At 71.1% G+C, this 14,291-nt stretch carries 11 protein-coding genes; 7 read left to right on the plus strand and 4 right to left on the minus strand.

The features are described 5' to 3' along the window. Nucleotides 1-11: 11 nt before the first annotated feature. Nucleotides 12-461 (minus strand): cyanase, encoded by a 450-nt coding sequence (gene cynS, locus AWC02_RS05385; RefSeq protein WP_473086850.1) that lies wholly within the window; start codon nucleotides 459-461, stop codon nucleotides 12-14. A 97-nt stretch (nucleotides 462-558) separates the two neighbouring features. Between cynS and AWC02_RS05390 the strand changes: the two genes are divergently transcribed. From AWC02_RS05390 to AWC02_RS05405, 4 genes are read left to right on the plus strand one after another with little or no spacing between them, the layout of a single operon-like run. Next, nucleotides 559-1,071: a redoxin domain-containing protein gene (locus AWC02_RS05390; RefSeq protein ID WP_207567996.1), complete on the plus strand. Its 513-nt coding sequence runs from the start codon at nucleotides 559-561 to the stop codon at nucleotides 1,069-1,071. After that, nucleotides 1,068-1,928, plus strand: a complete 861-nt coding sequence (locus AWC02_RS05395; protein ID WP_085127747.1) for a cytochrome c biogenesis CcdA family protein — start codon at nucleotides 1,068-1,070, stop codon at nucleotides 1,926-1,928. Before AWC02_RS05390 ends, AWC02_RS05395 begins: the two co-directional genes overlap by 4 nt. A 48-nt stretch (nucleotides 1,929-1,976) precedes the next feature. Further along, a complete protein-coding gene (locus AWC02_RS05400) occupies nucleotides 1,977-2,492 on the plus strand; it encodes a hypothetical protein (RefSeq protein ID WP_085127766.1) in 516 nt (171 codons plus the stop codon). Further along, entirely contained in the window at nucleotides 2,485-3,102 is a 618-nt protein-coding gene (locus AWC02_RS05405) for an RES family NAD+ phosphorylase (RefSeq protein ID WP_207567997.1), read from the plus strand. Before AWC02_RS05400 ends, AWC02_RS05405 begins: the two co-directional genes overlap by 8 nt. 34 nt (nucleotides 3,103-3,136) lie before the next feature. Here the strand turns inward: AWC02_RS05405 and AWC02_RS05410 are convergent, their stop codons facing one another. The 3 genes from AWC02_RS05410 to AWC02_RS05420 form a co-directional block, all read right to left on the minus strand. After that, nucleotides 3,137-4,246 (minus strand): 6-phosphofructokinase, encoded by a 1,110-nt coding sequence (locus AWC02_RS05410; protein WP_085127748.1) that lies wholly within the window; start codon nucleotides 4,244-4,246, stop codon nucleotides 3,137-3,139. A 191-nt stretch (nucleotides 4,247-4,437) separates the two neighbouring features. Next, on the minus strand, nucleotides 4,438-5,265 hold the full coding sequence (locus AWC02_RS05415) for a cytochrome c biogenesis CcdA family protein (RefSeq protein WP_085127749.1): 828 nt from the start codon (nucleotides 5,263-5,265) through the stop codon (nucleotides 4,438-4,440). Further along, nucleotides 5,262-5,747, minus strand: a complete 486-nt coding sequence (locus AWC02_RS05420; RefSeq protein ID WP_085127750.1) for a protein disulfide oxidoreductase — start codon at nucleotides 5,745-5,747, stop codon at nucleotides 5,262-5,264. Before AWC02_RS05420 ends, AWC02_RS05415 begins: the two co-directional genes overlap by 4 nt. 113 nt (nucleotides 5,748-5,860) lie before the next feature. Between AWC02_RS05420 and recC the strand changes: the two genes are divergently transcribed. Genes recC through recD form a run of 3 tightly spaced genes read left to right on the plus strand, consistent with a single transcriptional unit; the run spans nucleotide 5,861 to nucleotide 14,180 of the window. Further along, nucleotides 5,861-9,157, plus strand: coding sequence for an exodeoxyribonuclease V subunit gamma (recC, locus tag AWC02_RS05425; RefSeq protein WP_085127769.1), 3,297 nt, complete (start codon nucleotides 5,861-5,863; stop codon nucleotides 9,155-9,157). Beyond that, nucleotides 9,157-12,444 carry an exodeoxyribonuclease V subunit beta gene (gene recB, locus AWC02_RS05430; RefSeq protein ID WP_085127768.1) on the plus strand — a complete coding sequence of 1,096 codons (3,288 nt, stop codon included), beginning with the start codon at nucleotides 9,157-9,159 and terminating at the stop codon, nucleotides 12,442-12,444. Before recC ends, recB begins: the two co-directional genes overlap by 1 nt. Beyond that, a complete protein-coding gene (recD, locus tag AWC02_RS05435; RefSeq protein WP_085127751.1) occupies nucleotides 12,441-14,180 on the plus strand; it encodes an exodeoxyribonuclease V subunit alpha in 1,740 nt (579 codons plus the stop codon). Before recB ends, recD begins: the two co-directional genes overlap by 4 nt. Nucleotides 14,181-14,291: the final 111 nt, after the last annotated feature.

Consider the following 14,291-nt stretch of genomic DNA (forward strand, 5'->3'; position numbering starts at 1 on the left):
CAGCGGACCCGTCAGTCCGCTGAATTCCATTCGTAGGGAAGAAACTTCCCGTCGAACGTGATCACCACCCGGTCGCCGCCCGGGTGCGCCCTACGCTGGAAGTCGATGCTGAAGTTGATGGCGCTCATGATGCCGTCGCCGAACTGCTCGTGGATCAGCTCCTTGATCGCCGGCCCGTAGACCCCGACCGCCTCGTAGAGCCGGTAGATGGTCGGGTCGGTGGGCGGCCCTGCGAGCCCGTCGCGCATCGGCACCGCGGCCAGTACCGGCACCACCGCCGGGTCCAGCCCCAACAGGTCCGCCAGCTTGGCGCCCAGTTCGGCGGGAATGGGGTGCTGACCCAGCAGTGCCGACGTGGTCCACACGACCGGCTTGTCGACCGCGTCGGCCAACTCCTGCCATGTCAGCCCCTTGGCGAGGCGCGCGGCGATGATCTGCTCGGTGATCTGGCTTCGGTTCATAGCTTCCAGCATGCCTGCACCGGTTCGCTGTTCGATGCAGCGGCACGGCGCGCGGGCGTGCGTCGGCGCGGCGGAATCCGGTGGCATACTCGCCGTCATGCCCCCTGACAAGGCCCCTGGGCGTAGTCGATCAGCCGTTGCGCTCATGGCCCTGGCGGCGATCGCCATCCTGATCTTCGGCTGCGGTTCGCAGACCCGCGCGGAGAACGCCCAGCTGGATTTCACCGCCCAAACACTGGACGGGCAGCCCTTTTCCGGTGCGAGCCTGAGCGGCAGGCCGGCGGTGTTGTGGTTTTGGGCGCCGTGGTGCCCGCTGTGCCAACGGGACGCGCCGATGGTCGCCGGACTGGCCGCCGCACACCCCAAGGTGACGTTCGTCGGGGTGGGAGCACAGGACCGGCTGGACACGTTGCGGGCATTCGTCGCCCGCTACGGCGTCGACGGCTTCACCGAGTTGGCCGACACCGACGCCTCGGTATGGGCCCGGTTCGGGGTGACCCGCCAGCCCGCGTACGCCTTCCTGCACCCGGACGGCCGGATCGAGGTGGTCACGGGTTCACTGCCCGAAGCCGAGCTGAGCAGGCGGCTGCAGGCTCTGACGGGGTCGTGATCGACACCACCGCTGTCGATTTCGCCTTGGCAGCCGGCATGGTGGCGGCGTTGAACCCGTGCGGGTTCGCGTTTCTGCCCGGGTATCTGGGGCTGGTGATCGCCGGCAGCGGCGACACCTCGCGTCCGGTGGCGCTGGCCCGGGCGGCGACGGCGACGGTGGTGATGGCGGCCGGGTTCCTGACGGTGTTCGGCGTCTTCGGGCTTGCGGTCTCGCCGCTGCTGGCCTCGGCGCAGAGGTATCTGCCGCTGGCCACCATGGTGATCGGCGCGGCACTGCTGGCAGCGGGGGTCTGGCTGTTGGCCGGCCGCGACATCGCCGTGCTGGCGCCCCGCCGGGCGGGCGCGGCGCCGACTGCGCGGCTGGGATCGATGTACGGCTATGGCGTCGGCTACGCCGTGGCGTCGCTGTCGTGCACCATCGCACCGTTTCTGGCGGTGGTGTCGATGACGTTCCGGCAGGGGGCGGCGCTGGCCGGGGTCCTGGCGTTCGTCGCCTACGCGGTCGGCATGAGCATCACGGTCGGCGTGGCCGCGCTGGCGGTGGCGTGGGCGGGTTCGTCGGCCGGCGCGGCATTGCGCCGGGTGCTGCCGCATGTGGGCCGGGTCGCCGGGGTGATGGTGGTGGCGACCGGCCTGTACGTCGGCTATTACGGCTACTACGAGACGCGGTTGTACTTCGCCGGGGCCGATGCCGGCGATCCGGTGATCGAAGCCGCGGGCGCGGTGCAGTCCTGGCTTGCCGGTCACGTCGAGGCGCTGGGCGCCTGGGGAATGCTGGGCGCGATCGGGGCGCTGGTGGCCGGGGCGCTGGGCTGGCGCGCGCTGGTGGTCCGCCGGGGTACCGGCAACAGCTGATTGTTTCGATTGTTTCAATAGCCGCCGATGCCGGGTAGTATCGAGGGCATGCCCACCGCCGCCGCACCGATCGCCCGTCAAGTGGCCGAGCGCGCCCGCACCGACGCCGGGTTCGCCCAGGTCCTCGACGCGTTGCTGGACGCGCCGACGGCGCCCCAGGGCACCTTGGAGCGCATTGCCGCACACGCCCTGAACGACCAGCGCCGCGCCGCGGTGATCGACGACTTCGTCGCCGGGGCGCTGCCCACCCCGAAGGTCCAGGAGCTGCTGCGGCTCGGCACGCCGCAGGCCGTGCACCGGTTGCGCAGCCGCGGCAGGCTCATCGGCGCGGCCGTGGGAAACCAGACCTGGTTCCCCGCCTGGCAGTTCGACGACGCGCGGCCGCGCACCGACCTGCCCCAGATCTTGGAGCTGCTGGGCCGGTTCACCACCGACCCGCTGGCGGCCGATCGCATCATGCGCCTCACCCATGACGAGCTGGGCGGTGTCTCGATCGCCGAGGCACTTCGGCACCCCGAGACCGCACCGGTCGCGCGTCGACTGCTCGCCTCGCTCGGTGCCTGAGCTTCCCGCCGGCTACCGGATCCCGCTCCCCGAGTCCCGGCCCGCCGGCCTGCGCCGCCGCCGGATCACCGCCGGGACCCAGTTGTGGCGCCTGGACGCCGACCACCCCGACCAATGGGACTGGACGGGTTTCGCCGAGCCGCGCCATCGCTTCGATCCGCCGTCGGCGAGGTTCCGCACCCGTTACGCGGCAACCGATCTCATCGGTGCGTTTCGGGAGCGCTACCGGCTGACCGGACTGCTGGTCCCCGGGGACCACGCCGGCCACCACCTGGTCCGGCTGTCGGCCAACCGGCACCTGCGGGTGCTCGATCTGCGCACCGAACGCAATCTCGATGCGCTCGGTGTCGACGATCAGATCAGCACCGGACAGCACGACGCGGTGTGGACCACCTGCCAGCAGTTGGCCGACGCCGTGCGGCGCTGGTGGCCGCAACCCGACGAATGCCCGGACGCGATCGTCTACCGCTCACGCACCACCCCGGAGACGTCGGTCAACTACGCCTTCTTCGCCGGCGCTGCGTTCGACATCGAGGCCTGGCCGTTGCAGCAACGCCCGGACGTGACAGCAGATCTGGTGCTGCGGCACGGTTTCACCGTCGGCTACTGAGCGTTCGCCGATCCGCCGAGCCCCGGCGCAGCCATCATTCGTCGCCGAACCTGATGCCCAGGTCGCGCGCGGTCTGGATCGCATCACAGTCCAGCGGAACCACTTTCAGCTGGCGGGTGGCCGCGGCCAACGGCACATAGTCCACCGTCGGCGGGTTGAGCGCCACCATCACCCCGCTGTGCCCCTCGTCGAGGGCCCGCACCGCCGCAGCCCCGAACCGCAGTCCCAGCAGTCGGTCCACCGAGCTCGGCGAACCGCCGCGCAGCAGGTGTCCGAGGACCACGGCGCGAGACTCGCGCCCGGTCAGCGCCTCGAGCTCGGCGGCGACCTTGGCCCCGACCCCGCCCAACCGTTCGGCCTGGCCCACCGCTTTGCCCGCCACGGTGTGCGCACCGCCCACCGGTTTGGCTCCCTCGGCCACACACACGATCGAGTAGGTCGAACCGCGTTGCGCACGTTCGTTGATCAGCGCCGCCACCGGATCAAGGCGATACGGGATCTCCGGGATCAAGATGGCGTGCACTCCCGAGGCCATTCCGGCGTGCAGGGCGATCCAGCCGGCGTAGCGACCCATCACCTCCACGACGAGAATCCGGCTGTGCGAGGTGGCCGTGGAGAACAGCCGGTCGATGCATTCCGAGGCGAAGTCGACGGCACTGTCAAAGCCGAACGTCGCCGCGGTGCACTCCAGATCGTTGTCGATGGTCTTGGGCACGCCGACCAATCGCAGCCCCGCCTGGTGCAGGTGATGGCCGATCGCCAGCGAGCCGTCACCGCCGATGGTGATCAGCGCGTCGATCCGGTGCTGGTCGAAGCGCCCGAGCAACTCCTCGGTGCGGTCCTGTTCGGCCCAGCTGCCGTCGGGCTGTTGCACCGGGTAGGCGATCGGGTTACCGCGGTTGGTGCTGCCCAAAATGGTGCCGCCCTGGTGGATGATGCCGCGGACCCGGTTCCGGGTCAGCTCGATCAGCCCGCCGTCGGGGTACTCGTCGCCGAGCAGCAACCCGTTGTAGCCGTCGCGGATTCCGACGACGTCCCAGCCCCGGCTGTGCGCCGCCAGGGTGGCGGCGTAGATGACGGCGTTGAGACCGGGTGCGTCGCCGCCGCCAGTGCTGATCGCGATGCGTTTGATGCCCTGGCTCACCCCGTGACCTCCGGCACCGAGCGCGTGGGGCCGAGCGGGATCGTGGCGGCCCGGGACGGGATCGGAGTCGGTGAGTCGGCGACCGGAGGTTCGGTGTTGCTGCGGCAAACGGCTGTCACGCCTGCCAGCCTACGAGGGCACCCGGTTCGGTGCCCTCATTCGTGGCGGGTCCGGGGCCTGCGTGGCATGCGTCAGTGACCGGGGCGGCGGGCCCGCACCAGTGCCGCGAGTGCGAGGAGCGCCAGCACCGACAGCCAGGGCCAGGCCCCCTGTTGATGCACCCAGCCGGCGAGTGCGCCCTGGAGCCGGCCCGCCACGGCCAGCACCCGGTCATCGGCCCCGGCGCCCCGCTCGAACAGCCGGATCTCGTAGTAGCCGTAGTAGCCGACGTACAGCCCGACGGCGACCAGCAGCGCACCGCTGACCCGGCCGGCGTAGCGGGTGATGCGGCGCATCCGGGCGATCAGCGCCGAACTGGCCAGCGCCACGGCGACCGCCAGAACCCCGACCAGCAGCCCGAAGCCCGCGGCATAGGCCAGGTAGACCAGCATTCCGGACGGTCCGGCGGGCAATGCGGCCCCGGTGACCGCCAGGAAAGGGCCGATCGTGCAGCCCAGTGATGCGCACGCGTAGCCCGCCCCGTAGCCGAACATCGACCCGATCCGGGCGGTCGGTGCCCACCGCCCGCCGAACGACATGATCGCGAGCCGGCGGCCCGCCAGCAGCCACACGCCCATCACCACCAGCGCGGCACCGATCACGACCGTGACGTAGGGCAGGTACTGCTGCACCCGCTGGGCCACCGCGACGGTGAGCAGCCCGAAAGCGCCGAACACCGCCAGGAAACCGAGGGTCATGGCAGCGGTGGCCGCCAGCGCCCGGCCCACGGCTACCCCGGTGCCCACGTCCTGCCCGCGCACCACCAGGGCCAGATAGGCGGGCAGCAGGGCGAATCCGCACGGGTTGAGGGCGGCCACCAGCCCTGCGGCGAAGGCCAGCGCCGGCAGATCCGGGTTCACGCCAAGGCCGCGACGCGGTCGGACAACTCCTTCTGAGTCATCGCCGAAGTCGGGTTGTTCACGAACGTCGAGGTGCCGTCGGAGCGTTCGAACACGTAGGCCGGCTGCCAGGGCACCCCGAAGCGCGCCCAGATCGCGCCGTCGGCGTCGTTGAGATTGGTGAAGTTCAGGTGGTACTTGGCCACGAAGTTCTGCATGGCCGCCACATCGGAGTGTGCCGCTATCCCCACGAACGTGACTCGCGGGTTGGCGGCGGCCACCTGGCTCACCGACGGGGCCTCGGCATTGCAGAACGGGCACCACGGCGTCCAGAACCACAACACCACCGGTTTGCCCTGCAGTCCGGCGCCGTTGAAGGGCGCCCCGTCGATGGTGGTGGTGGCGAACTGCAGTCGTTCATCGGCTGCGGTGGCGGCCGGGGGCGCGGCCAGGCCGACGATCAGTGCGCAGACAGCGGCCAGTATCAGGGTGTAGATCCTCATGCCTTGCACACGATGTGCGCCGGCCTGCGGTTCAGTGGTTCGGGGGTTCGGCGCCCGCCCGGCCGGTGCGGAGACGGCACCGGACGTCGGGGCCGCGGTTTATGGTGGCCGCGATGGGACTGCACCTGCACCGTGCCGAACGCACCGACGCCCTTGCCGACGGCCTCGGTGCGCTGTTGGCCACCCCGCCGCCCGACCCGTTCGCCCCGGAGCTGGTGCTGGTGCCGGCCCGCGGGGTGGAGCGGTGGCTGTCGCAACGCCTGTCGCACACGCTGGGAGCCGGCCCCGGCGGCGACGGGGTGTGCGCGGGCGTGCAGTTCCGCAGTCCGGCCTCGCTGATCGCCGAGATCACCGGTACCGGGGACGAAGATCCGTGGTCGGCCAATGCCATGACCTGGCCGCTGCTGGCGGTGATCGACGCCAGCCTGGATCAGCCCTGGTGCGCCACGCTGGCAAAGCATGTGGGTCACGGGGACCCCAGCCCGGAAGGTGAGCTGCGCCGCGGGCGGCGCTATGCGGTGGCCCGCCGGCTGGCCGGCCTGTTCGCCTCCTACGCCCGCCAGCGGCCACAGTTGCTCGCCGACTGGAGCGCCGGCGAGCCCACCGACGGTGCCGGCGGCGCGTTGCCCGGCGACTTACGCTGGCAGCCGCCGCTGTGGCGGGCCCTGGTCGCCGCCGTCGGGATCGATCCGCCCGATCAGCGGCACCGCGCCACCGTCGCCCGGCTGCGCCAGGCGCCCACCGAGACGCTGCCGGCCCGGCTGTCGCTGTTCGGCCACACCCGGCTGGCGGCCACCGACATCGAGTTACTGGACGCGCTGGCCGCTCACCACGACCTGCACCTGTGGTTGCCGCATCCCTCGGATGCGCTGTGGCGGGAACTGAGCGGCGTGCACGGCGTGGTGCCGCGCACGCAGGACCCATCGCGGCACCGGGCCCACCATCCGCTGCTGGAGACGCTGGGCCGCGATCTGCGTGAGCTGCAGCGAGCGCTGCCGAACTCCCCCGACACCGATGAATACCTGGGGGCGGCAAGCCATCCCGATACCCTGCTGGGCTGGCTGCAGTCCGATGTAAGCGCCAATGCGTTGCGGCCGGCGGGCCGCAGCAAGGATGTGCGGGACCGCTCGGTGCAGGTGCACAGCTGCCACAGTCCGGCCCGGCAGGTCGATGTGCTGCGCGAAGTCCTGCTGGGACTGCTGCATGACGATCCGACCCTGGAGCCTCGCGACATCGTGGTGATGTGCCCGGACATCGAAACCTACGCGCCGTTGATCGTCGCCGATTTCGGGTTGGGCGAGCTGGCCGGCGAGGCCCATCCGGCGCACCGGCTGCGGGTACAACTCGCCGACCGGGCGCTGACCCAGACCAATCCGCTGCTGGGGGTGGCGGCCGAACTCCTGGAGATCGCCGGCAGTCGCGCCACCGCGACCGCGGTGCTCAACCTCGCCCACACCGAGCCGGTGCGGGCGAAGTTCGGTTTCACCGAGGACGACCTGGCGCAGATCACCACGTGGGTGCGTACCGCCAACATCCGGTGGGGTTTCGACCCGCACACCCGCGAGCGCTACGGGCTGTCCCGGATCGTGCACAACACCTGGCGATTCGGGCTGGACCGGCTGTTGACCGGAGTGGCGATGTCGGACGACTCGCAGGCCTGGCTGGATACCGCGCTGCCGCTCGACGACGTCGGCAGCAGTCAGGTGGAGCTGGCCGGCAAGCTCGCCGAATTCGTCGCGCGGCTGCAGTCCGCGGTCGATGCTCTCGACGGCACCCGCCCGCTGCGGGACTGGATCACCGCCCTGCTCGACGGTGTGGACCAGTTGGCCGACGCCGACGACGCGTGGCAGAACGCGCATCTGCAGCGGGAGCTCACCCAGGTGCTCGACGACGCCGGCGCGCGCCGCGACACCGCGTTGCGGCTGCCCGATGTCCGAGTACTGATGTCGGGCCACCTGGCCGGACGCCCCACCCGGGCCAACTTCCGCACCGGAACCCTGACGGTGTGCACCATGGTGCCGATGCGATCGGTGCCGCATCGGGTGGTGTGTCTGCTCGGGGTCGACGACGGGGTGTTCCCCCGGCTGGACCTCCCGGACGGGGACGACGTGCTGGCCCGCGCCCCGCTGACCGGGGAACGCGACATCCGTTCCGAGGACCGGCAATTGCTGCTGGATGCGATCACCGCCGCCACCGAGAAACTGGTGATCACCTACACCGGCGCCGACGAACACACCGGCCACCCCCGCCCGCCCGCGGTCCCGCTGGCCGAACTGATCGATGCGCTCGACCAGACCACCCCGCAGCCCGTCCGCGACCAGTTGATCGTGGAGCACCCGCTGCAGCCGTTCGACGTCAAGAACGTCGAACGCGGCCGCCTGATCCCCGACGTGCCGTTCACCTTCGACCCCACCGTGCCGCTGGCCGCCAGGACCGCCGCCGGAACACGCTGTGACGCACCGCGGTTCATCGACGGTCCACTGCCCGCCCCGCCGGGCGGCGACATCGCGCTCGTCGACCTGCTGAAGTTCTTCAAGGACCCGGTCAAGGGGTTCTTCAGTGCGCTGAACTACACGCTGCCGTGGGAGGTCGACGAGGTCGAGGACGGCATGCCGGTGCAGATCGACGCGCTGGGCGAATGGGCGGTGGGCAACCGGATGTTGCACGACATGCTGCTCGGCCTCGACCCGGCCAAGGCCATCGAGGCCGAGTGGCGGCGCGGCAGCCTGCCGCCCGGGCAGCTGGGCTGGCGCACCGCCAAGCAGATTCGGGACCGGGTGGTGCTGTTGGCGAGCGCGGCACACGAACACCGGGTCGGCGAACCCGCCACCTACGACATCGATCTGGATCTGGGTGCCGGACGCCGGCTGACCGGAACCGTCACCCCGGTGTTCGGTGCGAGCACGGTTTCGGTGAACTACTCCAAGCTGCGCGACACCCACTTGCTGCAGGCCTGGATTCCGCTGGTGGCGCTGGCCGCGGCGTATCCGGACACCTCCTGGACCGCCCGCTGCATCGGCCGGGCCCGCGACGGCGAACGCGTGTTGCAGCGGCTGCTGGGGCCGCCACCGGATGCGGGCGAGACCTTGCGGGAACTGGTGTGGCTCTATGACATCGGCCGCTGCGAACCGCTTCCCCTGCCCATCAAAACCTCGTTCGCGTGGGCCGAAAAGCGGCATGCCGGCCGCGATCCGGCCGGGTATGCGAGCAGCAGATGGACCACGAGCCGCTTCCCGGGGGAGGACGCCGAACCGGCCAGTGTCCGGGTCTGGGGGACGCGTGCGCCGTTCGAGGTGCTGCTGGGCCCGCCGCGCCCCGGTGAGGCCGTCGACGGCGAGGACACCCGCCTGGGTGCTCTGGCCGCCTGGCTGTGGCTGCCGCTGTTGCGCGCGGAACGGTCGGTGCGGTGATGGAACGCTTCGATCTGCTGGGCCCGCTCCCGGCGCGCGGCAGCACCACGGTGCTCGAGGCGAGCGCCGGCACCGGCAAGACGTTCACCCTGGCCGGGCTGGTGACCCGCTACCTGGCCGAGGGCCACGCCACCTTGGACGAGATGCTGCTGATCACCTTCAGCCGCGCGGCCACCCGCGAACTGCGTGACCGCGTCCGCCGACAGCTGGTGCAGACGCTGGCAGCCCTCGACGGCGCCGCACCCGACGAGCCCAACGACCTGGTGGCACATCTGCTGGACGGCAGCGCCACCGAACTGCAACTGCGGTGCCGCCGGCTGCGCGACGCCTTGGCGGGCTTCGACGCGGCGACGATCGCCACCACCCACCAGTTCTGCCACCTGGTCCTGAAATCGCTGGGTATCGCCGGGGACACCAGCGCCGGGGTGGAGTTGGTGGACAGCCTGGAAGACCTGGTGGTCCAGGTCGTCGACGACCTGTACCTCGCGCAGTTCGGCAGCCAGCGTGACGAGGTGGCCCTGAGCTACGACGACGCGCTCAAACTCGCCCGGGTGGTGGTCGCCGATCCGTATGCCCAACTGCGCCCGCAGAATCCGGAGCCCGGTTCGGCGGCGGAGGTTCGGCTGCGGTTCGTCGAGGCGGTCTGCACCGAGCTGGAACTGCGGAAGCGCCGGCTCGGGGTGCTGGGCTACGACGACTTGCTGCGCCGGTTGGCCGACGCGCTGGAGCCGGTGGACTCCCCGGCTCGCGACCGGATGCGGCAGCGCTGGCCCATCGTGATGGTCGACGAGTTCCAGGACACCGACCCCATCCAATGGCAGGTGATCGAACGCGGCTTCGTAGGGCATTCGGCGGTGGTGCTCATCGGTGACCCCAAGCAGGCGATCTACGGATTCCGCGGCGGCGACGTCTACACCTATCTGCAGGCCGCGCGCAGCGCTGGACAGCAGCGCACCCTGGCGGTGAACTGGCGCAGCGACTCCGCCCTGGTCGATGCCCTGCAGACGGTGATGGGCGGCGCCGCACTGGGCGACCCGCAGATCGTGGTCCACGACGTGGAGGCGGCCGTCGCGGGCAGCCGGCTGGCCGGCACGCCGAGCGCGGCCCCGTTCCGGTTGCGGGTGGCCAGGCGCGCGGCGTTCCGGGTCAGCGGGGACCGTGTCATCCCCATGACCACGCTGCGCCGGCACATCCCCGACGACTTGGCCGCAGATGTCGCCGCGTTGTGTGCCGGTGGGGCGACCTTCGACGGGCGGCCCATCAGCCCCGGCGACGTGGCGGTGATCGTGGAGAACAGCAAGGACGCGGCGGTCTGCCAGGAAGCCTTGCTGCGGGCCGGGATTCCGGCAGTGTTCACCGGCGATGCCGACGTGTTCTCCTCGACCGCGGCCGCTGACTGGCTGTGCCTGCTGGAGGCATTCGACGCCACCCACCGGGCCGGGTTGGTGCGGGCCGCCGCGGCGACGGTGTTCTTCGGCCACACCGCGGCCGCCCTGGCCGACGGCGGCGACGCGCTGACCGATAAGGTGGCCTCGACCCTGCGGGACTGGGCCGACGAGCTGCGGCTGCACGGGCCGGCAGCGGTGTTCGAGGCCGCACAGGTGGCCGGGCTCAAGCGCCGTCTGCTCGGCGAGTACGGCGGCGAACGCACCATGACCGATCTGGCGCATGTGGCACAGCTGCTGCATGAGGCCGCGCACCGCGATCGGCTGGGCCTGCCGGCGCTGCGGGACTGGTTGCGGCGGCAATGCACGCAGGGAATCGGCCGCGGGCAGCACAATCGCCGCCTGGATTCCGACGCCGCGGCGGTGCAGATCCTGACGGTGTGGGGTGCCAAGGGATTGCAGTTCCCCGTCGTCTATCTGCCGTTCGCGTTCAACCGGCACATGTTCGACGAAGCCATCCCGCTCTATCACGAGTCCGATGTGCGCTGCCGGCACATCGGCGGCCCGGACAGCTCCGACCACACCGTCGTGCAGCGGTTGAGTTTGGCCGAGGCCGCCCGCAACGACATCCGGCTCGCCTATGTGGCGCTGACCCGGGCGCAGTCGCAGGTGGTGGCGTGGTGGGCGGCGTCCTACGACGAACCCAACGGTGGCCTGTCCCGGCTGCTGCGGGGCCGCTGCCGCGGCGAGGCGGCGGTGCCGGATCGCTGCGAGCCCAAGCCGACCGACGACGAGGCCCTGGCCTGTTTCCGGCAGTGGGAGGCCGCCGGCGGTTTGGTGATCGAGGACTCGGTGATCGCCCCCGTTACCCCCGCTTCCCCGCCGGCACCACCGGATGGGCTCCAAGCGCGGCACTTCCACCGGCACATCGATACCGGCTGGCGACGCACCTCGTATTCGGGGCTGATTCGGCAGGCCGATCAGACCGGGACGTCCGGGGTGCACAGCGAGCCGGAGTTCACCGCCCGCGACGACGAGGCCGACGACATCGCCGTCGTCGGGGAACCTCCACCGCCGGCCGGGGCGGAGATGGTGTCACCGATGTCCGAGCTGCCCGCCGGGGCGGCGTTCGGCTCCCTGGTGCACGCCGTGCTGGAGACGGCTGATCCGTTCGCCGAGGACTTGGCGTCGGAGCTGGAGACGCACGTGCGCCGGCACGCCGACTGGTGGTCTGTCGATGCCGATCCGGCCGCGCTGGCGGCGGCCCTGGTTCCCCTGCACGACACCCCGCTGGGACCGCTGGCCGACGAATTGACCCTGCGCCAGATCGGTACCCGAGACCGGTTGCGGGAATTGGATTTCGAGATCCCGCTGGCCGGCGGAGATCGGCACGGACCGGCACCGGAGATACGGCTGGCCGAGGTCGGGGAGTTGCTGCGTGAGCATCTGCCCTCCGACGACCCGTTCGCTGCATACGCCGACCGGCTGGCCACCGAGGCCTTGGGCGGCCAGCCGCTGCGCGGATATCTGTCCGGGTCGATCGACGTGGTGCTGCGGGTGCCGCAGCAGCGGTTCCTGGTGGTCGACTACAAGACCAACCGGCTCGGCGACACGGCCGCCGACTACGGGTTCAACCGGCTGACTTCGGCGATGCTGCACTCGGATTACCCCTTGCAGGCGCTGCTGTATACCGCCGTGCTGCACCGCTTCCTGCGCTGGCGACTGCCCGGCTACGCCCCGGACACGCACCTGGGCGGGGTGCTGTATCTGTTCGTGCGCGGGATGTGCGGCCCGGACACCCCGGTCATCGACGGGCACCGCGCCGGGGTGTTCGACTGGCGGCCGCCGGCATCACTCGTGGTGGCCTTGTCGGACCTGCTGCACACGAGGCGGACGACATGAGCGAACTGCTCGAGTGGCGCATAGCCAACGCGGCGACCGGCCTGCTGCGGGACTTCAACCGCGCCGGCGTGCTCGATTCCGCCGATGTGCATACCGCGCAACGCATCACCGCCCTGAGCGCTGAGCCTGACGAGACGGTGGGTCTGGCGCTGGCGCTGACGGTGCGCGCACTGCGGCACGGGTCGGTCTGCCTGGATCTGTCGTCGGTGGCCGCCGACACCGACGTCGCCGACGTTTCGTGGCCGGAGCCGGGAGCTTGGCTGGCCGCCGTGCGGGACAGTCGGCTGGTCGCCGCGCAGGTGCTGCGGCTCTACGACGACCGGTTGCTCTACCTCGACCGGTATTGGCGCGAGGAGCAGCAGGTCTGCACCGACCTGCTGGCGTTGTCCGCGCCCGGGACGGCACCGGCGGATTTGCCCGCCTTCGAGCGACTCTTCCCGCCGGGCGACTTCGACGAGCAGCGGTTGGCCGCCGAAATCGCGCTGTCGCAACCGGTTACGGTGCTCACCGGTGGCCCCGGCACCGGCAAGACGACCACGGTGGCGCGACTGTTGGCGCTGCTGGCCGAGCACGCCGAACTCTCCGGGACGGCCGGGCTGCGCATCGCGCTGGCCGCGCCGACCGGTAAGGCGGCGGCCCGACTGACCGAAGCGGTGGCCGCGGAGGTGGCTGCGCTGGAGCCGGTGGATCAGGCGCGGTTGGCCGGGCTGAGCGCCACCACGTTGCACACGTTGCTGGGTTCGCGCCCCGACAGTTCAGTGCGGTTTCGTCACGATCGGGGCAACCGGCTGCCGCACGACGTGATCGTCGTGGACGAGACGTCGATGGTGTCGCTGACGCTGATGGCCCGGCTGCTGGAGGCCATGCGGCCCGAGGCCCGGCTCATTCTGGTGGGCGATGCCGATCAGCTGGCATCGGTGGAGGCCGGGGCGGTGCTGGCCGACCTAGTGGACGGCCTGGCGGCGCGACCGGACACCCGGGTGGCGACGCTGCGGACATCCCACCGGTTCGGCGAGTCGATCGGTGCGCTGGCGGTGGCGATCCGCGACGGCGACGCCGACCGGGCGATCGCGCTGCTGGCCGCCGGCGGTGAGCACGTGGAGTGGCTCGACACCGACAGCGTGGCCGATGTGGCGCAGCGACTCTCGGCGCTGGTGGTGCCGCACGCGTTGGCGGTTCGCCAGGCCGCGCTGCTCGGCGACGCCGCGGCGGCCTCGACGACGCTGGACGAGCACCGGTTGCTGTGCGCGCATCGGGAGGGCCTGCACGGGGTGCGGCACTGGAACCAGCAGATCCGCCGCTGGGTGGCCGAACAGACCGGGGACCCGATGTGGGCCGAGTGGTATGCCGGTCGACCACTGCTGGTGACCGCCAACGACTACGGGCTAGGGCTGCGCAACGGCGACACCGGGGCGGTGGTGGTGCGCGACGAGGGGCTGCGCGCGGTGATCACCACGGCGTCGGGCCCGCTGGAGTTCGCCACCAGCCGGCTCGCCGACGTGGAGACCATGTACGCGATGACGATCCACAAGAGCCAGGGCAGCCAGGCCCGCGAGGTGACCGTGTTGATGCCGCCCGTCGAGTCGCGGCTTTTGACCCGGGAGTTGTTCTACACGGCGGTGACACGGGCCAAGACGAAGGTGCGGGTGGTGGGCTCGGAGGCCTCCGTGCGGGCCGCGCTGGCTCGCCGGGTGGTGCGGGCCTCCGGGCTGGCGCTGCGGTTGCGACAGGTGTGAGGGGCTTCGGCCGCTGAGGCGCATCGCCGGGGCCAGACCAAGTGGATCGTTGCCCGCCTCTGAGCGACAAGTCGCGCGCCCCCGCCCCGTGCCCCGGCCTCGGCCCATGTC

This window comes from Mycolicibacter engbaekii (assembly GCF_002101585.1).
Taxonomy (GTDB): domain Bacteria; phylum Actinomycetota; class Actinomycetes; order Mycobacteriales; family Mycobacteriaceae; genus Mycobacterium; species Mycobacterium engbaekii.

Excerpts from the sequence above, each read along its gene's own strand:
- cynS (WP_473086850.1), bottom strand. The coding sequence starts at position 461 with ATGAACCGAAGCCAGATCACCGAGCAGATCATCGCCGCGCGCCTCGCC.
- AWC02_RS05390 (WP_207567996.1), top strand. The coding sequence starts at position 559 with ATGCCCCCTGACAAGGCCCCTGGGCGTAGTCGATCAGCCGTTGCGCTC.
- AWC02_RS05400 (WP_085127766.1), top strand. The coding sequence starts at position 1,977 with ATGCCCACCGCCGCCGCACCGATCGCCCGTCAAGTGGCCGAGCGCGCC.
- AWC02_RS05420 (WP_085127750.1), bottom strand. The coding sequence starts at position 5,747 with ATGAGGATCTACACCCTGATACTGGCCGCTGTCTGCGCACTGATCGTC.
- recC (WP_085127769.1), top strand. The coding sequence starts at position 5,861 with ATGGGACTGCACCTGCACCGTGCCGAACGCACCGACGCCCTTGCCGAC.
- recB (WP_085127768.1), top strand. The coding sequence starts at position 9,157 with ATGGAACGCTTCGATCTGCTGGGCCCGCTCCCGGCGCGCGGCAGCACC.
- recD (WP_085127751.1), top strand. The coding sequence starts at position 12,441 with ATGAGCGAACTGCTCGAGTGGCGCATAGCCAACGCGGCGACCGGCCTG.